The sequence below is a fragment of the Bradyrhizobium sp. USDA 3240 genome, assembly GCF_054063295.1.
Genome location: NZ_JBSSGD010000002.1, coordinates 2,559,989 through 2,580,221, shown reverse-complemented (window position 1 = coordinate 2,580,221; position 20,233 = coordinate 2,559,989). Strand labels below are relative to the sequence as shown.

Genomic DNA, 20,233 nt, shown 5'->3' with positions numbered 1-20,233 from the left:
AACCAATTCTTCCATACTCCGTGGCCAGCCAGACCGGAGACGTGGAAGTGTCCTCCCAACTGACCGTCTTGAAAGTGCTGGCCGGCCAATCTGCCGGGCGAGCCTCCGTTGCCGACCTGCGGCACGCCGTTGCAATCTTGATGAATAGCGGCAAGGACTGGACCGATCGCATGAAGCGATTGGCCGAACACGCGCCGCACCTGAATATTTTCTCGGCCAAGTTCGTGCTGCGCGATGATGCGGGCTGGGAAATCACGGAAGAGGGAAGGCAGTTCCTTGTCGCGCTCGAAGCGCGGCTCTTCGAAAGGCGCTGCCGCTTCGACCAATCGATCCGTCACTCAGCGAACCCACTACACAAGCGGCGACAGATGCGCCGAGATCATCTGATCTTCCCGGGAGACGTCGTCGTGATCGGCCGCGTCGTCGCAGCGGAAAAGACCGATCCGCTCGCCGCAGGGCGTAGAGCAATGCTCTGACTTGATGGCACGGGTGGCGCCATTGTCCATTCTTAGGCAGCGCGGCGGCCCGGCTGGGTAATTTCTTCGAGCAACTGATCTGGTACTCGATGCTCCTCTTCGATGCTCCTCTTCGATCCTCCGGCTGAATGGATCCCGCTCGTGCTCCAAACGCCGACAAATTCGTTCCCGGTCGAGCGCATCGTTGGGAACGAGGCAGATACGCTGACGTTGGCCTTCGTAATAGGCGTGGCCAGAGGATACCAAATGCCGCTGTATTTCTTTCATGTCTATCATGACGGCCCCAACCGCGACGAGGTTGGGGAGGAGCTTTCGGATCGCCACGCCGCCTGGAAGGAAGCCACGACGATGGCGGGGGAGACCCTGAAGGATCTCGACGGCCAGCTGAAGCCGGGACACGACTGGAGCCTGGAAGTAACCGACGCGTCGGAAAAGGTGCTCTTCAGGCTTGTGGTTTCTGCTGAAGACGGCGTTGACGCGTAAACGCCTGCTTCGGGCCTTTGGTGCTCTGATTGACTTTTTGGAATGGGCGGCATTCTGCCTATATTGATACGTCGTTTGGGTCCAATCGCTCCAGCATAGGCGTTGCTCCTGTTGGAGCGAGAGAAACATACTCTGTGCGATGCCCTAAACGGAGGAACCCTGGCGCCATGGGGGACTTGGTGGCAGCTGGGAGCTAACGACAAGGACACCACCATGGCACGAGACGAGCATAACAAGGCTGCAGAACACCACGAGAATGCAGCGAAGGCGCACCGGTCCGCCGCTGACCATCACGGCAAGGGCGATCACGCCAAGGGCAAAGAGCACGCCTCCGCTGCCAAGCAGCATTCGCAGACCGCCCATCAGCACAGTGATGAGGCGCACTCCAAGAGCCAGCAGCAGAAGTAACGAATAGAAATAGGCCCGGCGGAAGCCGGGCCTATTTTTGTCGCCCCTTCAACGGAGCTGCTATGGCTTATCTCCAGAGAGACTTTAGTCTCGCATTATTTTCTCAGCTGCCTTGGTTCTCACGTGGGTGAATAGGTTCCACAGTATAACGTGCGATATAGAACGCATCTTTGGCCGTCTGGTAATTTATGTCCCATCACCGCCCGGCTCGTGGCTTATATCGGTGATGAGAACGCCCGCTTCGCGCTCCCGCCCAACAGAAACAGGGAACCGCGCAATGGCTACGAAACGAAACCGATTTAAGCAGACCCAATCGCTTGAGATCCGCCTGGCCGATGAGGCGCAGCGCCTCCGCCTACAAGCTGACGTCCTCGCACCTGGGCGTGACCGGGAAGCCCTTTTGAAGAAGGCCAGACAGGCTGAAACCGGATCGCATCTGAGCGAATGGCTGCGATCCTCCGAGCTTCAACCGCCGAAGTGATCAGAATCGCCCGGGCTTGGAACGGTCGGGTCGCTGGATCATTGAAGGGTCATCATCGAACGGATGACTGAGAGCACTTTATGCTCCTGCCTGATCTGAGCGGGTGAGCTATGTGTGAGAAATGCGCCATGATCAACTGGACGCGCACGTTCCAACACGCTTTTCATCCTCGGCTGCATTTGAAGCCTCTGGCTTCGTTCCGTTGGCGGCGGCTTATTTCATCTGTCCAAACTCAGCAAGTGCGATCCTCCGAATTTAACCTGGGGGCCTTTGAAGCTAACTCCACGGGAGGAGTTATCCCTTATGTCGATGCATAAATCACCATCTGCTGGCCCAATGAGCATGCAGCCTATCGAGCATAGCTCGACAGCGCCAACTCACCAGCTGGCGATGACGCCAACAGCCGGCGAACAACAGAAGACGCCACCACTGAAGAAACAAAAAACAAGGGCAGACGCCGTCCGCGCTGCGATCGCCAGGATCACGCGGCGTAATTCCCTGCGGACACAGCGTGCGGCGCAGAAGCGTTAGTCGCGGCCAGCAGATTCCGCGTTCAATTGCTGGAATCGATCCTCCGATCCAGGTCGCGAAGGTACGACATGCCGTGCACTGTCAATCGGTGCTGGTCCCTCTCGCCGGCGATATACAGTTTCATCAGATATCGGGAAAGCTGTTCACGGGATCCCTTCGTCTCGCAACGGTCGGCGAGCACGCCGTATATCCTTAGCGCGCGATCAACAGGAAGAATGTTCATTGGGTCAACCCTTGCGATCATTTCTGAAAGGGCAAGGTTCGCTGCTTCATATTGTTCCCAAAGAATAGCCCGTCTCACGATATGATTTTGAGCGGGGCGTTCGCTATCGCTCTCCCGGCCACCAAGTCCACGGAGGGGGCATGGCAGCTCAGGATCGCGCGAGCCCGTCGCCAGCAAGCATCGTCAAATCCAGCGGCGCCTGCCGCCAAAGCCGCCCCCGACCAATCGCAGGATCAGCAGAGCACAACGGCTCCGATGAAGGCGTTGACGATCAGTGCAACGATGCCGACGCCAAGGTGGATACCGAGTTGCGGCATGAGCCAGTCACCGATGAACGCACCGACCAGACCGACGAGCAGGTCACCGATCAGGCCAAAGCCGCCGCCCGCCATGACCCTGCCCGCTAACCAACCAGCCACCACGCCGACCACGAGGATGACGAGCAGACCTTGATTGGAGAGATGCATGATGTTGCCTTCCCGTAAGTTGATGGTGAGCAATGCTGACTGCGACCAATAGTTCCGTCACGATTGATGGTTTCAGTTGCGCTTGGTCCTTCCAGCACGTCCTCACGCCGCGGCGAGCACGGCTTGCGCCGGCCGCCGGGTGATCATCAGCGACAGGACGACCGTGACGATGCCCGTGATGCCGGCGAGCATGAAGGCCTGCAGATAATCGCCCTGCGCCGAGCGCATGAAGTCGGCGAAGAACGTGGCGCAGGCGGCGCCGAACTGATGGCCTGCCACCACCCAGCCGAACACCAGCGATGCGTTCTTGTGGCCGAACGCCTCGTCGGCGATGCGCACGGTCGGCGGCACGGTCGCGATCCAGTCGAGCCCATAGAACACTGCGAACACCGACAGGCTGACCAGCGAGAAGTCCGAGTAGGGCAGGACGCAGCAACGATCACGCCGGGACGACGATATGGTCTGGTGCCATGCCCGCCCGGTGGCGCTCATGCATCGCGGTGTAGGCGGCCTCGATATGCCGGGTGAACCGCCTGGTGTCGAACAACGGTGCCGTTAGCCGATTGGCCGCCAGCCTGGTCTTGAGCGCAGCGAGCCTCGAAGGATCGGTCGCGAGATCGACCGCCATGCGCTCGTAGTCCTCCGGCGATTCCGCAACGAGCTCGGGCAGGCCGATCGCATGGAGCAAGCTCGCCGCGACCCGACTGGCAAACGTGTCGCCGAGAATGGTGAGCACCGGCAGGCCGGCCCATAGTGCATCGCTGGTAGTCGTGTGGGCGTTGTAGGGAGTGCTGTCGAGGAACAGGCCGGCGAGGCGATGGCGGGCGAGATGATCGGGTATCGACAGGCGCGGTGCGAACACAAGGCGCTCCGCAGCGACGCCACGCGCGACAGCCTCTTTTCGCAGATTTACGGCAGCGCGGGCGTTGCCTTCGAGCAGCCACAACATGCTGCCCTCGACGCGGGCGAGAATCCTCATCCACCGATCGAACATGTCAGGCGTGATCTTGTGGTTGTTGTTGAAGCAACAGAACACGAAGCCCGTCGGTGCCAGCCCGACCTCGTCGCGCGTAAACACGCGATCGGCAATGCCCCGCTTGTCGTCGTTGGCCTGATAGCTGTTGGGCAGGGCGACCACCTTTTCGCTGTAGAATTCGCGATGATGATCCGGGATCACGGTACGATCGGCGATGATGTAGTCGATGAACGGGGCACCGAGCGTTCCCGGGTAACCCAGATAATTGACCTGGATGGGGGCAGGCCGGCGGCCAAGCACTCTGGTGCGGGATCCCGCGGTAAAGCCTTTCAAATCAACCAGGATGTCGATTTCCAATCGTCTGATCAGGTCGGCGACCTCATCGTCGTTCATGTCCCGGACCTCGACAAATCGATCGAACGACACCTCCAGCCGTCGGCGCATCTCCGTAGGGTCGTTGGGCGACCATGAGATTGCCACCGTCTCGAATTTCGACCGGTCGTGGCACTCGAACATCCCTGCCATCAAAACCGCTGTCGCATGGTTGCAAAAATCCGACGAGAAATAGCCGATCCGAATTCGATCGTGATGGTAGCGCTCGCCCCGCCAGCGCTGTCTGTCAGACGGTGGATGATTCTTCGCGGTCCATCGCGTGGCGCAGAGCAGTTGGTCGGTGACCGATGAAGGAACGCTACAAAACAGGAATGGCGGCGTCGTCGCGTCCCGTTTCCTGATCGACTCGATCAATTGGCCGCACTCGGCATCGAAGTCGACCCAGTCGCACATGTGGGATTTGGCGTGCAGACGATAGCCTTCGATGTCGGCCTGGTCCGGTTTGAGCGCGACGGCCTTGTCATAGGCAGCGAGTGCCTCGTCATAGCGCGCCAGAGTGGATAGAACCTTGCCGCGGTTGGCGTAGGCAGCCGCATCGTCGCCCTTGTGCTGGATCGCCTTGTCGATGCTGGCGAGCGCCGCCTCATGATGCATGAGCTTCAACAGCGCCGTGCCGCGGTTGTTGTAGGCCTCGGCATAGTCGGGCCGCAGCGCGATCGCCTTGTCGAAACCTGCAATTGCCTCTTCGAGACGATCGAGCTTGATCAGGACGTTGCCGCGGTTGTAACACGCGCCGGCCAGTTCCGGCGCCCGGTCGTAGCTCGCGAGCGCATCATCGAACCTTTCGAGGTCATTGAGCACGTTGCCACGATCGTTGTGTGCACCGCCATCGTTGGGCTTCAGCGCGATCGCCCGGTCCAGGCTCGCCAGGGCCTCCTCGAGCCGCTCCAGCTTTCTCAGCGCGGCGCCCCTGTTTCGATGGGCATCTGCATGGTCAGGTACGAGCGCGATCACCCGATCGTAGCTCGCGAGCGCCTCCTCGTGGCGTCCAAGGTCTGCGAGCGTAAGTCCGCGATTGTAGAGTGCGGGCGCAAGGTTTGGCCTGAGCGCGGTCGCCCTGTCGAAGCTCGCGAGCGCTTCGTCGAAGCGACGCAAATCGCGCAGCGTGTTGCCCAGATTGTTGTGTGCGTCCGCGACGGTGCCGTTGAGCCTGATCGCTCGCCGGATCAGGTCAACGCCGCGCTCGCTGCGGCCGGTCTGGGCGGAAACCAGGCCCAACAGATGCAGCGCATCGAAGTTGTCTGGTTGCTGTCGGAGCATGTCTTCGTAGATCTTCTCTGCTGCCTCCAGCTGCCCCCGCTGATGCAGCGCGACAGCCTGCGCGAAGGCGAACTGCAAGGCGTTCGAATTGGATTTTTGAGGTTCGCCTGTATCGGGCATCCGACTTCTTCAAACGCTCCAGGTCCGATCCGGGGTTCCAAAAGCGTTGCAACAAGCGGGTGAAATAGCCTCAGGTCTTGGCCCTCACGTGACCAGACATGTCAGATGCCCCGCGATGTGCATCGCCCGTCTATGAAAGGCTGAAAAACTGGCAGATCGCCCTCGATTGCGCAACGGGTCCCGGGAACAATTCGAGGAACAGGCGGGCTGAAACGCCTGGTCCTTGGCCGGCCTGCGGCTTGATATCTGTTCTGCGTCGAAAGCAACCGGCGGACGTGGGACGCCCACTCGCAATGGGCGACCTGCGCGTCCGCCGGACAGCCGGGCTGCTTCTCAATCGGCGCGCAGCTCACGCTGCGACGAGGACCGGTTGCGCCGGCCGCCGCGTGATCATCAGTGACAGCACGGCCGCGACGATGCCGGTCAAGCCTGCGATCATGAAGGCCTGCAGATAATCGCCCTGGGCCGAGCGCACGAAGCCCGCGAAGAACGCGGCGCAGGCGGCGCCGAGCTGATGGCCCGCGACCACCCAGCCGAACACCAGCGGCGCGTTCTTGTCGCCGAACGCCTCGTTGGCGATGCGCACGGTCGGCGGCACGGTCGCGATCCAGTCGAGACCATAGAACACCGCGAACACCGACAGGCTCACAAGCGAGAAATCCGAGTAGGGCAGGTAGATCAGCGACAGGCCGCGCAGTCCGTAATACAGAAACAGCAACTTGCGCGGATCGAAACGGTCGGTGAGCCAGCCCGACAGTGTGGTGCCGAACAGGTCGAAGAACCCCATCAGCGCGAGCAGGCTCGCCGCCTGCACCTCGACGATGCCGTGGTCGCCGCAAAACGCGATCAGATGGGTGCCGACCAAACCGTTGGTGGTGAAGCCGCAGATGAAGAAGGTGGCGAACAGGAACCAGAACGCCCGCGTCTTCGCCGCGCGCGCCAGGTTGCTGAATGCGGCGGTGAACGGATTGCCTTGCGCCGGCAGCGCTACCTGATCGTCGTGCTGGCTGCCGTACGAGCGCAAGCCGACCGAGGCGGGCCGCTCGGGCACCAGAAAATACACCAGCGGAATCAGCGCCGCGCAGCATGCGGCCACCGTCAGCACCACCGGCTGCCAGCCGCCCCATTCCACCAGCGCCGCGAGGCCCGGCATGAAGATGAGCGTGCCGGTCGCGGTGCTGGCCGTCAGCAGCCCCATCACGAGGCCGCGATTGGTGGTGAACCAGCGATTGACGATGGTGGCGCCGAGCACGTTGGCGACGGCACCCGAGCCGATGCCGGAGAGCAGTCCCCAGCTCATGAACAATTGCCACGGCGCGGTCATGAAATAGCTCATGCCGGTCGAGGCCGACATCAGCACCAGCGCGCCCAGCACCGTGCGGCGGATGCCGAAGCGCTGCATCACGGCCGCGGCGAACGGGCCGGCGAGGCCGTAGAGGAAGATGCCGACCGCGGCGGATGAGGAGATCACGCCGACGTCCCAGCCGAAGGCTTTTTGCAGGGGCAGCATCAGCACGCCGGGCGTTGAACGCAGGCCGGCTGACGCGAGCAGCGCAAGGAAGATCACGGCGACGACGACGAACGCGTAATTCTGGCCGAACGGCCGTCTCGAGGTGGGGGCGGCTTGAATGGGGGTGTCTGGCATGTTACTTACCGGTACGTATTGCGATGGGCCGTGTATACGTACCGGTAAGTAACATTGTCAAGCGTGTCGCGCTGGGAGGATCCGGATGGCTGCCATGAAGAAATCAGTCGAACCGTCGGCGGAGCGCCCGGTCCGCGCCGCCGACCGGATCCGCGCCTCCGCGGCCGAGCTGTTCTATCGCGAGGGCATCCGGGCCGTCGGCGTCGACGAGGTGGTGGACCGCGCCGGCGTCACCAAGCCGAGCCTCTATCGCAGCTTCGCCTCCAAGGACGATCTCGCCGCCGCCTACATGCGCGACTACGAGGCGAACTTCTGGGAGAAGTTCGAGAAGCCCGGCGGCAAATCATACAGCGACGCGCGCGAGCACGTGCTCGCCTATATCCGCGTGCTGTCGGCCAACGCCGTGGCCGAAGGCTATCGCGGCTGCGGCCTCAGCAACGCCACCGTGGAATATCCGGCGCGGGATAATCCCGCGCGGCAGGTCGCCGAAGCGCACAAGAAGCTGTTTCGCAAGCGCCTGCGCGAGCTCGCTGCCCTCATGGGCGCGCGCCACCCCGCGGTGCTCGGCGATGCGCTGCTGCTGCTGATCGAAGGCATCTACGTCACCGGCCAGCAGTCGGAGGAGGGGCCGGCGCAGTCGGCGCTCGCGGTGGCCAAGCTCGTGATCGATGCGAGCGTGGCGAAGGCGTGAGATGTGGTGTCCCGTCCGCCATTTAACCAAGTGAAAGCGCGGGTTTGGTAAGCCCCACCCCATATATGTAGACTTGAGATTTTAAGTCTGTTACCCCACGCCAAACTGGTGTGGACCAAGCGTATGTGGAAGCCGCTACTCGCCTGCCTGATGACGTTTTTCGTCGCTCTTCCAATGTCCGGCGTCTCCGCTGAGGCGCCGAAAGCGCTCGACGTTGCGCGGAGCAATATCGTCGCCGCGCCGCGCGGCGAACGATTGCTGATGCTGCTGAACCTGCAGCCGGATCGCGACAAGCTGCGCGCTTTGCCCGCCGATGATGTCAATTCGACCTTGGTCGAAACGGGAAAGCGCTACGTCTCCGAGCTGTTGAACGACGAGCGCTATCGGAATTTTTCGACTGTCGAGGTCATCTTCGCGCTCGTGACAAGCATGGACGAATACGCGCGCCCCAACTACGGCGGGATGGTCAGGATTGGAACGGTGTCCTTCAAGCGGGAAGGGACCGATATCAGCGTCACAGCGACCAACCTCGACCCGAAGACCCTCCGCTAATTTCAATCTCAAAGGACCGGTTAATTGGCGGAGCTCCCATCCAGAGGTTTGCGCTCGTGGAAGGCGCGGACGGTCATCGTTCTGCTGGTCGCCGCAGTCGCGGGCGTCGCTGTCATCGGTCCGCGCGTCTACCCGAAACTGCGCTACTACGTGAGCATCCTGAAGGCGATGCCGGGGGAGCAGTTGAGACAGTCGGCCGTGCTCGCCAACCTCCAGGCCGAGCATGCGAAGCGGGCTTCTGAGCTGGCCGCCATTCAAGCAGCGCAGTCAAAGCAAAGCGCGGAGATCAAGGACGAGATCTCGGACCTTCGCGAACACCTATCAGACTTGAGGACGGATACCGCGGACTCCGCGTCGTCGAATGCCATCCAGGGAAGCGCGCATCAGCTCGGTGAATGGGCATTTTTGAACGACATCGATGTCTATCAGAAGGCCGGCCTCCTCGAAGTCTACGGCGGCACGCTGACGCAAAAACGTAGCGGGCCGATCGGCGTGAAATCCGCGATCCTGACCACGACCGCGCGCAAGTCGTGGCTGGCCTGGTCGCCGGACAACACTCCTGCGATCAACGCCAAGCAGATCGAGGTCGAACTCGACAGCGATACCATCCGGGCCGGAACCCTCACCGTCGGCCTGATCCTCGATGATTACACCTTCACCGGATGGTCGGTGCGTCTGGGTCCGGATATGCCGCCGGATCCCGCCCTCAAGCCGGCAGATGTTCCGTCAGATCTCGCCGGACCTGTCGAGAAGGCCGGCACGCCCGGGCAATTGCGGGGGGCCGGCAACGGCCGCTACGTCGCACCCTTACCGAGATCGGTGAGAACGGTACTCGCTGGCGCTTCGGGACACAGCGTCAGGTCATGGGTCGTCATTCTGGATGGCGCCGGGCCAGGCGAGCTTGCCATTCGACGCCTCGCCTTGACCGCATCGGATACCGCGACATCCGACGCCGCGGCCTCGAATATCTCCGGGAAGGTCGTTGGTGGATTGGCCACCGCCGGGCAGCGCATCGAACTCGTCCTTGAAGACAATCAGACGCGATCGACCGAGCTCGGGCTCGATGGCGGTTTTGCATTTTCGGATGTCCCGACGCGCCTCGCGGCATCGTTAAGGTACCGGTTCGAGGACGAGGACCATTATGCGTCGCTCGGACGCTGGTTTCGCCCGCTGGCCGGCACCATGGTGGTGGACGTTCCGGTCCGCCCGGAGTTCGACAACCCCGGCCGCAAGGAACCGAACGCCGCGGAAACGGACATCAAGTCCGAGTTCGACGCCGACGACCAGAAGAATCTGACCATCTTCCACTACGCGAAGCACCGCCGCACAGTATGGCCGGGCGGTCCGGGATTTCCTCGCGAGTTTGCCGGCCGGGCGTTCGCCAACAATTTCGGACACCTCGACCGCGATCGCGCATTGGATAACCGCGACCGCTGTCTCCGCATTGCAGCAGTCGGCGGCAGCACGTTCGTCGCATTGCAGGTCAAGGCCACCGAGAAATTCAACGTGGTGCTCGAGGGTGAACTCGGACGGCGTCTGGGTCGCTGCGTCGAGGTGATTTCCGCCGGGCGTGACAATGGCGATCTTGCGGCCAACTACCGCGTCATCCGCGACTACATCATGAAGTTCGACCCGGACGTCGTTCTCATCGAGCAGATGAGCGGGCTTGCGACGCAGATGAACCCCAGGATTCTGAAGAGCACGCTCGGATGGAGCTATGAGCACAACGTGCTCGACGACTTTGATCTCGGCGCCAACGGCGCGTTGACATTCCGGCCATGGGATCCGAGCTGGGCGCTGGACGCCGTGGCCCCGACCAACGAGCAGCTGATCAAGGGCCTCGGCATCTTCGAGAGCTTCAGTATTCCCTATGCGGATTTTGCGCCTGAGGCCAAGGCATCGTTCGATCTGTTCGCGGCCATCACAAGGAAGCTGAGCACCGATTATCCAAAGACGCGGTTCGTCCTGACGACCGGTCATGATCAGGCTGTCTGCCGCCGCAGCAACAATTGCGACGGAACGTTCGCGATGCCGGATGGTCGCACCGTCCGCAAGGGCACCGCGCAACTGCTCGAGAACTTCGCCAGGCTGTGCGAGCAGGCGTCGATCGACTGCGTGCAACCCCCGATACCGCCGGCGGAAGAGAACCTGACGTATCAGCACGATGCCCATTATTCGGTTCGCGGACATCAATGGCTGGCGTATCATTTCGCGGACCAGCTCGCCGCGATGCTGTCCAGGCCGCGTTCCGGAATCACCAAATGATGCGTCGGGCGCTGGCCATAGGCCTTGCCTTGATCGCCGCCGGCTCGTCGTCTTTTGCTGCGCAATCCCTTGCCGCGGATATCCGCCCGCTGCCTTACCCGTTCGGCAACATGATCACGTTTTCGAGCGACGTCGACTATCAGACGCCGTGGGAGGGACATGCGATCCACCGCTACCTCAACGAAGAGCTCGGGCTTCCCATCACCGACAGCTTCTGGATCAGCAGCTCCACCGGTGGCGACAACGTCAGCGCGCTGTTCAAATCCTACATCGGTCTGAGCACGCAGCCGTCGCGTGTCGGGCGGCATTCCGTTTATGGCTTGCTGCTTCGGCAATGGCATCGCGGCAACATCGATACGATCCATTCATGGGCCGACGACATGCTCCCGCAGTTTCGGCGGGTTTTGCCAAATCCGTTGCCGCTCTCGGTCGGCGGAATCTCGCTGGACCTGAAGGGGGCCGGCGAGTGGATGCGCGCGTTCGAAGTGGTTGGCGGCAAGGACGCGCGCGGATACCAGCAATTGCGGATGATCTTCGACCGCGATCCGCCGGCTGACCTGGTCGTCGAGGCGCAATTCGCCGACGGCGCGACCTATGTGTTTCCCGCCGAGACCACGGCACGCTTTCGGATGAGTTCAGGCAAGGCGCCGTCGGCTGCGCCCACCTCGGTCACCATCATCCTGAATGAGCCATGGCCGATCGGCGTCATGCCAGGGCGGGACGGCCCGTTTCCGGCTCTAACGGGGCTGCGCATCAAGTCGGGTTCGTGCGGCCCGTCATGTGCGGTCAACCTTGTCGCGATCGAGCGCGACAATTTCAGCCGCTGGTCGGTGCTGGCCGAGAAGAACCTGGTCGATCTTCTCAACATCCGCCCCTCGTCGTTCACCTCGCATGGCGGTCTGAGCTATCACCCGTCATTCGAGGGACCAGGGCCGCACTACAAGCCGGATTACAAGCTTGGCGCAGACGTCCGGCAGGAGTCGATGGGGCTGGCGGGAGCGGCGGGCACGCACGGCTATTATGCCGATATCCTGAAGCAGACGGGATTCCGAAGCGTCACGTCAATCTGGAACGGTGACCCAAGCGAGACGTGGTCATTCCACCGGGGCGTCGCCCCGCTCGCTTCGGTCTTCCCGGGATTCTACGCGCTTGCGAAGAGCCACGTCAGCTTTGGCGATGTGACCAGTGAAGCGATTGACGCGTCGAAAGCCGCGCTCGCGAAGCTTGATCCCCGGCTCGAGGACTTCGATCTCAAGGCCTATGTCTGTACGGTGAGCATCTATTGTCGCGAAGCGTCACAGGGATCAACCGCGGGCGGCCAGATCGCGCTTGGCCGGCATCTCATTGCCAAGGGCGCCTCGGTTCAGCACCATTGGTATACCCATTTCGGCACCGTCCGTTTCGACCCGACGTTCACGGCGACATCGGAAGCTCCTTTCCCTCCAGTGGCCATGGAGGAGTTTCGCAACCTCGCAGCCGACTACTACAACCCGACCGGCGAGCTGCCGGACGCAAAGCGCGTGTGGGTGCCGCCAAGCGCGGTCTGGTCGAACTACCGGATCGTGCATTCCCAGATCGCGCAGCACGTCGCGGTGAATCCGGACACCTCCGCCGTCGACATCTCGTCGTTCGTCGACAAGGTCCTGCAGGAGAAGCTGCCGGACCCGAACGCCGGCACCCGCGATCTGCACGGCATCACGATCTACGTCCCGAGCGCCGATCGCGCGACCGTCTCGATCGACGGCAAGCCGATCACGTCCTTCACGCGAAACCCCGCCGACGCAACCGGCCGCGAGAGCATCACGATCGTCGACGACAACACGCCCACGGCATTCTTCAACAGGCTGCCGCTGGAACGAGCGGGCGAAACGAAGGCCGCGGGCGGCACGTACCAACGGCAGGCATCGGCCGGTCAGGCCTCCGAGGCGCCGCCCGCCTATGCAAAGCTCACCGCGACATCGCGCGAAGCCTCGCTCACATTCGCGCCGAACGACCTGCATCTTTTCAACATCACGCATTTGTCCTGGTCCTACCGGATCCGCAGGGACGACGGCAGGATCGCGAAAGCAAAGCTGGCGCTCGTCTGGCGCACCGAAGCCGGCGCGATGGTGTCGGTCGCCGAAGGTACCGGCACCCGCCCGCCGGAGGATGCCGATACCGGGCGATGGATCAAGCCGTTCGAGCGGGACGGCACATGGCACGCCGTGACCGTCGCGCAGCACGATTTCCTCTGGAAGTCGGGCTTCGAGAAGTGGCGCGTTCTGCCGCTGGCGCTTGGAAAAATCCGCTCCGTCGAGATCAGGCTGGTCGACGCGGAGCCGGGTGACATCCTCGATATCGGCGCCATGCAGGGGCTTCGGCCGACCGGCAACGCCGTTGCCGCGGATCGCAGCCTGCTGATTGCGGGGCAGGTCGTTGCAGCATCGGGCGGCCCGCAGCAGGGCGTCGAGATCACGCTGCGCAATGAGGATGGATCGACGCGCACCACGGCGACGGATGCGGGCGGCTATTACATCCTCGGCAAGGTCAAGCGCGATTCCCTCGTTTCGGTGAGCGCACGCACCCCATCCGGTGCTTGCGCTCCGAAGCGCGGTGCCGAGCTCGAGCTCCGGCAGGACGAGGCCGAGCTCGACTTCGATCTGGCCGCCTGCACGAAGAAGACAAGCCTTCTGACCTTGCAGTAGCCGGGCCATCCGGCAAGCCGCGCAAACGGTTCACGACCAGCGTCGAAACACCAGGCTGGCGTTGACGCCGCCAAATCCAAAACCGTTCGAGATCGCGTGCTCGATTTCCATCGGCCGCGCGAAATTGGCGACGAGGTCGATGCCCTGCGCCGCCGGATCGGCGTTCTCCAGGTTGAGCGTCGGCGGCGCGACCTGATCGCGCAGCGCCAGGATTGTGAAGATCGCCTCGACGCCGCCGGCAGCGCCGAGCAGATGTCCCGTCGCCGACTTGGTCGCACTGACGGCAACGCTTCCCTCGCGCCCGAACACGCGCTTGATGGCCTCCAATTCGCTGAGATCGCCGACCGGCGTCGATCTCGAATGCGCGTTGAGATGCTGGATCTGGTCGGGCCGCAACCCGGCCTGCCGCAGCGCCGCCTCCATCGCCCGTCGCGCGCCGTCGCCGTCTTCGGGACCCGCGGTGATGTGATGGGCGTCCGCCGTCGTGCCGTAGCCGGTGAGCTCCGCGATCGGCCGCGCGCCGCGCCGCAGCGCGTGCTCGAGCTCCTCGATCACGAGCACGCCGGCGCCTTCGCCCATCACGAAGCCGTCGCGGTCGCGGTCGAACGGCCGCGACGCCCGCGCCGGCGTGTCGTTGAACGACGTCGACAGCGCCCGCGCCGCGGCGAAGCCGCCAAGCGCCACTGGCTCGATGCAGGCCTCCGCGCCGCCGCAGATCGCAACATCGGCTTCGCCCGACCGGATCAGCCGCGCACCGTCGCCGATCGCCTGCACGCTCGCCGCGCACGCCGTCACCGGCGCGCCGATCGGCCCCTTGTAACTGTGCCGGATCGAGATGTGCCCGGCCGCGAGATTGGCGAGGAACGAGGGAACGGTGAACGGCGACAGCCGGCGCAGCCCGCTGGTCTCCGCGGTGCGCACCGCATCCGCGATCGCCGGAAACCCGCCGATCCCCGATGCGATCACCGTCGCGGTGCGCGCTTGCGCATGCGCCTCGCCCGGCATCCAGCCGGCCTGCGCCACAGCCTCGCTTGCGGCCAGCAGCGCGAACAGGATGAACCGGTCCATCTTCTTCTGGTCCTTGCGCGGGGCCGCGGAATCCGGATCGAAGCCGCCCTCGGCGTCGGCGGCCCTGCTGGGGACCTGTCCCGCGACGCGCGCCGGCAGCGCGGCCGCCCAATCAGGCAATGCGCTCAGCCCTGAACGCCCCGCAAGCAGCCTCGACCAGACCTGTTCGGTGCCACAGCCCAGCGGCGACACCGTCCCCAGGCCCGTCACAACAATTCGACGCATGGTTCTCCTGTCGCGCCCTTGGAGCGAACCGGCATGGCCGGGACGAAACCGCTCGGGGCGTCGGGTCTGTTTTTATATGATTATCGTCATATATTGACCTGACCACGCGGACGTCAAGGTAGTGCCTTCCCTCAATGCCGCCTTCGTCGAGCGGTTAGGGCACGGCCCTCTTAATACTGAAGTAGGGGTTCGATCTCCTAGGCGGAGCGTCAGAGAAATTAATCTCCTAATCGCGCGGCGCCCGCGTACGTCGAATATCGGACGAATAAACATCTTCGAACGGCGGCGAACACGCGCAGCCAGTTTCAAGCCGGCCGTCACGGACAACCAGTGTTTCAATACCTTAGGTGCGCCGTCGTCCTAATGTGATTTTGTCCATGCCTTCGATGTAAGATTCGAGAAGACCCGCGGCGTCCAGCATTCGATACGAGTTTCGAGAAGCCGCATATTGCTTCATTTGTTCGTCGATTCGGCACCAGGAGCATTGCGTCAGTGAAGTCTTCACCTTCATGGGCTCTGACTTCCGTGACTCTATTGCCGAGCGGGGTTAACGCAGCGATCGTTTCTCCTGCTTGAGACCTGAAGAGATAGAATGGCGGATCGAGCCGGTCCTCTGTCTCGCTCAGTTGCACAGTAAAGGCGGTCTTGAGCCCCTTGCCTGACTATGAATGTAGTCGCGTACTTGTAGTGCATCAAATTGCCTTGGTCCCGCCAGCCACGATCCCCACCACCATGTGTGCAAATCGGTTTGCGAAAGTATTAGGTGTCCGTTGGATGCTTGGGTAGCAAAATCCAAGCTTATCACCTCCGACGATGGTCGACGGCGAGGAGCTGTCTTGCTGCACGGGTACCGGTGGATGACAAGTAATCTCAGTTTTTTCAGTGGCTTGGCGCGAGGCGTGATGCTCCCGCCAGGGAGCGCCACGTTGTTTGACAATTGATTGATGACACAGATTCGCGCGGTATTTGCGAAGCCAATCACTTCATCCCCTCCAGCAGCCTCCGCACCTCCCCCAACAACGCCCGAATGTCCCTCCGCTCTTCCATCGCACCTCTGGTGAACATCCCGTGCTTGCGCGCGTTCCGGTTTGCCCTTGGCGCGCCGGACCCCTCGGCGCCGCCATGCATGCGGCAGCGCGTCTTGCCGTGCACCGCCGGCGCGCGGCATGCGCCGCCCGAGCGGGTTCTGGCGCCGCAGCGTGGGCTCGCCCGCATCGGGCCGGTGGTTCTGACGTGATCGCTCACGCCTGTGCGTCTTGCCCGGCATCCGCGGCATCATGCCGTCGCCTGGCGCCCGCGGGCCTCAGGGCCCGCGCCGCGGCGGCCGGGGTCTGGTCGGAGACGATCACGCTTGCATGCTGGGTGATGGTGCCGACGATGGCGTTGCCGCCGTCCTCCACCTTCACATTCTGCACGGTGATGGCGGGCTCGCGCTGGCTGCGATAACGATTCAGCGCGTCGATCTGGGCGGGAAAGGTGCGGGTGAGCCGGCCGAGCGCCCGCGCGGCGCTGTCGTGCTGGGCGAGGTCGTCGGCATGCGCGAGGTGATGGGCGCAGCGCATCGCCATCACATGCACCGACACCATCTGCGCCACCAGCATGGCCTCGACGGAATCCCGTGGCTTGAGGCTCTTTACCATCGAGATCATGAAGGCGAGGTTGACCTCGCAGGGCTTGCCGCCGCTCACGCTGGCCTTGACCAATTGCCGCAGGATGCCGTCCATCGCGTCGCGATCGGCGGCGCCCAGCGCGTTCGCCATCAGCGCTTCGCCGAGCTTCCGGTCGGGATGGTCGATCGCGTATCCGCGCCGCGAGAGTTTTATGCGCGGCGTCGCGGTGGCGTGGCTCGGGGCGGTTGCGGCGGGCATCGTCGGCACGGTGATGTCAGGTGCAGTCGTCATGTTGCTGTTTCCTGGAACGCGCGCGGCATGCGCGCAGGCGATCGCTCGCTGCGCCAGCCGGTGCGATGTCGATTGTGGGGAGGGTTTTGGTCGCAAGCGCAATCGTCGCGCCCGTTGTTGCGGGCGAGGGGGGTGCTTGCATAATTTCGGAATATTGGAAATGTACCGCTGAGTTGCCCGACGTGTCAAGTTGCCTTGTCGAGCGTCGGCCGCCGGCCGCTTACTGTGCATGGGGTTGTTTTCGATATTTTGGCTGGCGTGCGATCCACATTGTCGCAGGTCCCGCACGCATGGCCTGCATGTCCGGCGACCTGAACCCGCCGGCATCGCCGCGCAGCGACACGACTGTGTGTGACATCACAGCTGACGCGCCGCGCACGCCGTTCCGCATCGGTTGTATTTTCATCGAATTCGCCCACGGGTAGTCAGCGCGGAGGTTGCCGACTAAGATCGCTGTCCGCGGCGCGCCTTTACGCGTCGTCCGGAAGATCCAGTCAATTTCATCAATGGAGGATTGCCATGCAAGTGAAGGAAGGACGTGCGAATTTCGAATCGTTGGGGCCGGGGACGATGGTCGTCGACATGACGCTCGAGGACGGCAGCAAGTGGAAAGGACGCTTCTTCGTCACGCCCGCCGTTCGAACCAGTCTTTCCGGCGCCGTGTTCAATGGCGATTTCGATGCCGGCCGCCTGAAGGGCGGGAACCTGGTCGGAATCGGCTCGATCGTGGCGGCGATCGGACCGAACGGTCCCGTATTCCTCAGTTTTTCCGATGACGACAACCAGCAGGCTGGACGCTTCGAGGTCGGCACTGATCTCCAGGGAATTGTCGACGCCCAGGGAGGCGGGACCTGGGAGCGGATCGGCTGACGAAGGCGGCGATCGAGCGGCTGATCCGGATTTGATCGCGTAGGCCGGAATCGGCGCGCGGCGTCACGCCGCGCGTGGTCGCCTGCGCTTTCGGCAGCCCTGAACCGGGCGACATCGCAGCGCGGATCGTTATACTGGCGACAGATTTGTGACCGGGCTCGATGCCCGCTTCGAAGGACGCCGCTGAATGTCTGAGACCATTGGCTACCCCGATCCCGGCCTCGATCTGTCCGATGGTTTCAAGCCGCATACCTCGCATTGGGGCGTGTTCTCGGCGCGGCTCGGCAAGGAGGGCCTCGAAGTCCGGCCCTGTGGCGGCGATCCCGATCCGAACGGCATCATCAACAACTTCCCCGGCGCGCTGCGCCATCAGGCGCGCATCGCCCAGCCTGCGATCCGCCGCGGCTGGCTCGAGCACGGGCCCGGGCCCGACGATCGCCGTGGCCGCGATGAGTTCTTCTCGGTCAGCTGGGAGCAGGCGCTCGACCTGCTCGGCGGCGAACTCGGGCGGATCCGCGACACGGTCGGCCCCGGCGCGGTGTTCGGCGGCTCCTATGGCTGGTCGAGCGCGGGCCGCTTCCACCACGCGCAGAGCCAGGTGCATCGCTTCCTCAACCTCGCCCTCGGCGGCTATGTGCGTTCGGTGAACACCTATTCGTCGGGCGCGTCCTCGGTGCTGCTGCCGCAGATCCTCGCCGGCTACGAGGAAATCACCAAGCGCAACGTCACCTGGGAGCAGATCGCAGCCGAAACCGACATCGTGCTGGCGTTCGGCGGCATGGCGCTGAAGAACTCCATGGTGGCCGGCGGCTCGATCAGCAAGCATGTCGAGCGCGGCGCGATGGAGGCGGCGCAGCGGCGCGGCTGCAAGTTCATCCTGGTCAGCCCGTTGCGTGACGATCTGCCGGTCGAGGCCGGCGCCGAATGGCTGACCGCATTGCCCGGCACCGACACCGCGCTGATGCTCGGCATCGTCCACACACTGGTCAGCGAAGGCCTGCACGACCAGGCCTTCCTCGATCGCTACACCGAAGGCTGGCCGGTGTTCCTGCGCTATCTCACGGGCGAAAGCGACGCTGTGCCCAAGAGCGCCGAGTGGGCCGCGGCGATCTGCGGCATCGATGCCGACACCATCAGGGCGCTCGCGCGGCGGCTCGCCGGCCGTCGTGTGCTGATCACCGTCTCGCATTCCTTGCAGCGCGCCGAGCATGGCGAGCAGCCGGTGTGGATGGGCATGGTGCTGGCGGCAGCGCTCGGCCAGATCGGCCTGCCCGGCGGCGGCTATGCCTATTCGCTCGGCGCGATCGGCTATTACGGGCGTCGCGTCAACGCGGTGCCCGGACCGACGCTCGGGCAGGGCCGCAACGGCATCGCCGACTTCATTCCGGTGGCGCGCATCGCCGACATGCTGCTCAATCCGGGCACCAGCTATCGCTACAACGGCGAGACGCGCACCTATCCGGATATCCGCCTCGTCTATTGGGCCGGCGGCAATCCGTTCCACCATCACCAGGACCTCAACCGCCTGCGCAAGGCATTCGCGAAGCTCGACACGCTTGTCGTGCACGAGCTCGCCTGGACCGCCACCGCGCGCCACGCCGACATCGTGCTGCCCGCGACCATGACGCTGGAGCGCGAGGACATCGGCTATTCCACCAACGATCCCTTGATGGTCGCGATGCACCGGATCGCCGAGCCGTTCGGCCTCGCCCGTGACGACTACGACATCTTCGCCGATCTCGCCGAGCGGCTCGGCGCCCGCGAGCCCTTCACCGAAGGTCGCACGTCGCGAGAGTGGCTGGCACATCTCTACGAGCCGACCCGCAAGGCGCTCGCCGCGCGCGGGCTCGAGGCGCCGAGTTTCGAGGAATTCTGGGAACGCGGCAGCCTGGTCGTGCCGCAGCATCTCGACGACGGCGGCTCGCTGCGCCGTTTTCGCGAGGACCCGGTCGCGCGGCCGTTGCCGACCCGAAGCGGCCGCATCGAGATCTTCTCGCAGAAGATCGCCGATCACGGCGATGCGGATTGTCCGGGCCATCCGGTCTGGCTCGCGAAGACCGATACGCCGACGCCGGGCGCGCCGTGCTTCCTGGTCGCCAACCAGCCGGTGACGCGCCTGCACAGCCAGCTCGATTTCGGCGGGCACTCGCTGGATGCCAAGCATCGCGGCCGCGAGGTCGCGCGCATGAACCCTCGCGATGCGAAAGCGCGTGGCATCACTGAGGGCGACATCGTCCGTATCTTCAACGCGCGCGGCGCCTGCCTTGCCGCGGTGCATGTCACGGACGGCATCGCGCCCGGCGTGGTTCAGCTGCCGACCGGCGCCTGGTACGATCCGATGGACCCCGAGGACGAGGCGCCGCTCTGCGTGCACGGCAATCCGAACGTGCTGACCCGTGACATCGGCACGTCATCCTTCGCGCAGGGCTGCACCGGCCAGCTCACGACCGTCGAGGTCGAGCGGTTCAACGGCAATCTGCCGCCGATCCGGGCGTTCGATCCGGCGTAATTTCA

The 20,233-nt window shown here is 63.6% G+C and carries 16 protein-coding genes and 1 pseudogene; 9 read left to right on the top strand and 8 right to left on the bottom strand.

The window, feature by feature from the left end; translation table 11 throughout:
• Window positions 1-47: 47 nt before the first annotated feature.
• The 3 genes from ACVIGA_RS12890 (at window position 48) to ACVIGA_RS12880 (ending at window position 1,367) form a co-directional block, all read left to right on the top strand.
• Window positions 48-476, top strand: a complete 429-nt coding sequence (locus ACVIGA_RS12890) for a hypothetical protein (RefSeq protein ID WP_456666682.1) — start codon at window positions 48-50, stop codon at window positions 474-476.
• 102 nt (window positions 477-578) lie between these two features.
• On the top strand, window positions 579-959 hold the full coding sequence (locus ACVIGA_RS12885) for a DUF6894 family protein (protein ID WP_223977218.1): 381 nt from the start codon (window positions 579-581) through the stop codon (window positions 957-959).
• A gap of 213 nt (window positions 960-1,172) precedes the next feature.
• Window positions 1,173-1,367, top strand: a complete 195-nt coding sequence (locus ACVIGA_RS12880) for a hypothetical protein (protein ID WP_223977220.1) — start codon at window positions 1,173-1,175, stop codon at window positions 1,365-1,367.
• A 1,034-nt stretch (window positions 1,368-2,401) separates the two neighbouring features.
• On the opposite strand, the gene ACVIGA_RS12875 is transcribed toward ACVIGA_RS12880, so the two are convergent.
• The 5 genes and pseudogenes from ACVIGA_RS12875 to ACVIGA_RS12855 all read right to left on the bottom strand — a co-directional run bounded on the left by ACVIGA_RS12875 (window position 2,402) and on the right by ACVIGA_RS12855 (window position 7,463).
• The gene (locus ACVIGA_RS12875) at window positions 2,402-2,779 is read right to left on the bottom strand and encodes a hypothetical protein (RefSeq protein WP_456666681.1); all 378 of its coding nucleotides are present in this window, start codon (window positions 2,777-2,779) and stop codon (window positions 2,402-2,404) included.
• A 6-nt stretch (window positions 2,780-2,785) separates the two neighbouring features.
• Window positions 2,786-3,069: pseudogene (locus ACVIGA_RS12870) on the bottom strand (GlsB/YeaQ/YmgE family stress response membrane protein).
• Window positions 3,070-3,171: 102 nt separating this feature from the next.
• On the bottom strand, window positions 3,172-3,561 hold the full coding sequence (locus tag ACVIGA_RS12865) for a hypothetical protein (protein WP_456666680.1): 390 nt from the start codon (window positions 3,559-3,561) through the stop codon (window positions 3,172-3,174).
• Window positions 3,509-5,818, bottom strand: coding sequence for a tetratricopeptide repeat protein (locus tag ACVIGA_RS12860; protein ID WP_456666679.1), 2,310 nt, complete (start codon window positions 5,816-5,818; stop codon window positions 3,509-3,511). The genes ACVIGA_RS12865 and ACVIGA_RS12860 overlap by 53 nt, the downstream gene beginning before the upstream one ends.
• Before the next feature lie 349 nt (window positions 5,819-6,167).
• Window positions 6,168-7,463: an MFS transporter gene (locus ACVIGA_RS12855; protein WP_456666678.1), complete on the bottom strand. Its 1,296-nt coding sequence runs from the start codon at window positions 7,461-7,463 to the stop codon at window positions 6,168-6,170.
• A gap of 94 nt (window positions 7,464-7,557) precedes the next feature.
• On the opposite strand from ACVIGA_RS12855, the gene ACVIGA_RS12850 reads away from it, so the two are divergent.
• From ACVIGA_RS12850 to ACVIGA_RS12835, 4 genes are all read left to right on the top strand, one after another.
• Window positions 7,558-8,154 (top strand): TetR/AcrR family transcriptional regulator, encoded by a 597-nt coding sequence (locus tag ACVIGA_RS12850; RefSeq protein ID WP_456666677.1) that lies wholly within the window; start codon window positions 7,558-7,560, stop codon window positions 8,152-8,154.
• 123 nt (window positions 8,155-8,277) lie between these two features.
• A complete protein-coding gene (locus ACVIGA_RS12845; RefSeq protein ID WP_456666676.1) occupies window positions 8,278-8,706 on the top strand; it encodes a hypothetical protein in 429 nt (142 codons plus the stop codon).
• Window positions 8,707-8,730: 24 nt separating this feature from the next.
• Complete coding sequence (locus tag ACVIGA_RS12840; RefSeq protein WP_456666675.1) at window positions 8,731-10,971, top strand: hypothetical protein; 2,241 nt, start codon at window positions 8,731-8,733, stop codon at window positions 10,969-10,971.
• A complete protein-coding gene (locus ACVIGA_RS12835; protein WP_456666674.1) occupies window positions 10,968-13,655 on the top strand; it encodes a carboxypeptidase-like regulatory domain-containing protein in 2,688 nt (895 codons plus the stop codon). The genes ACVIGA_RS12840 and ACVIGA_RS12835 overlap by 4 nt, the downstream gene beginning before the upstream one ends.
• Window positions 13,656-13,685: 30 nt before the next feature.
• Here the strand turns inward: ACVIGA_RS12835 and fabF are convergent, their stop codons facing one another.
• The 3 genes from fabF to ACVIGA_RS12820 all read right to left on the bottom strand — a co-directional run bounded on the left by fabF (window position 13,686) and on the right by ACVIGA_RS12820 (window position 16,849).
• The gene (gene fabF, locus ACVIGA_RS12830; RefSeq protein WP_456666673.1) at window positions 13,686-14,948 is read right to left on the bottom strand and encodes a beta-ketoacyl-ACP synthase II; all 1,263 of its coding nucleotides are present in this window, start codon (window positions 14,946-14,948) and stop codon (window positions 13,686-13,688) included.
• 978 nt (window positions 14,949-15,926) lie between these two features.
• Window positions 15,927-16,163 carry an HGGxSTG domain-containing protein gene (locus ACVIGA_RS12825; RefSeq protein ID WP_456670794.1) on the bottom strand — a complete coding sequence of 79 codons (237 nt, stop codon included), beginning with the start codon at window positions 16,161-16,163 and terminating at the stop codon, window positions 15,927-15,929.
• A 26-nt stretch (window positions 16,164-16,189) separates the two neighbouring features.
• Window positions 16,190-16,849, bottom strand: a complete 660-nt coding sequence (locus ACVIGA_RS12820; RefSeq protein WP_456666672.1) for a hypothetical protein — start codon at window positions 16,847-16,849, stop codon at window positions 16,190-16,192.
• A 582-nt stretch (window positions 16,850-17,431) separates the two neighbouring features.
• Between ACVIGA_RS12820 and ACVIGA_RS12815 the strand changes: the two genes are divergently transcribed.
• Together ACVIGA_RS12815 and ACVIGA_RS12810 are read left to right on the top strand one after the other, a co-directional pair.
• Window positions 17,432-17,719: a hypothetical protein gene (locus ACVIGA_RS12815; RefSeq protein WP_456666671.1), complete on the top strand. Its 288-nt coding sequence runs from the start codon at window positions 17,432-17,434 to the stop codon at window positions 17,717-17,719.
• Between the two features lie 187 nt (window positions 17,720-17,906).
• Entirely contained in the window at window positions 17,907-20,228 is a 2,322-nt protein-coding gene (locus ACVIGA_RS12810; RefSeq protein WP_456666670.1) for a molybdopterin guanine dinucleotide-containing S/N-oxide reductase, read from the top strand.
• Window positions 20,229-20,233 lie beyond the last annotated feature (5 nt).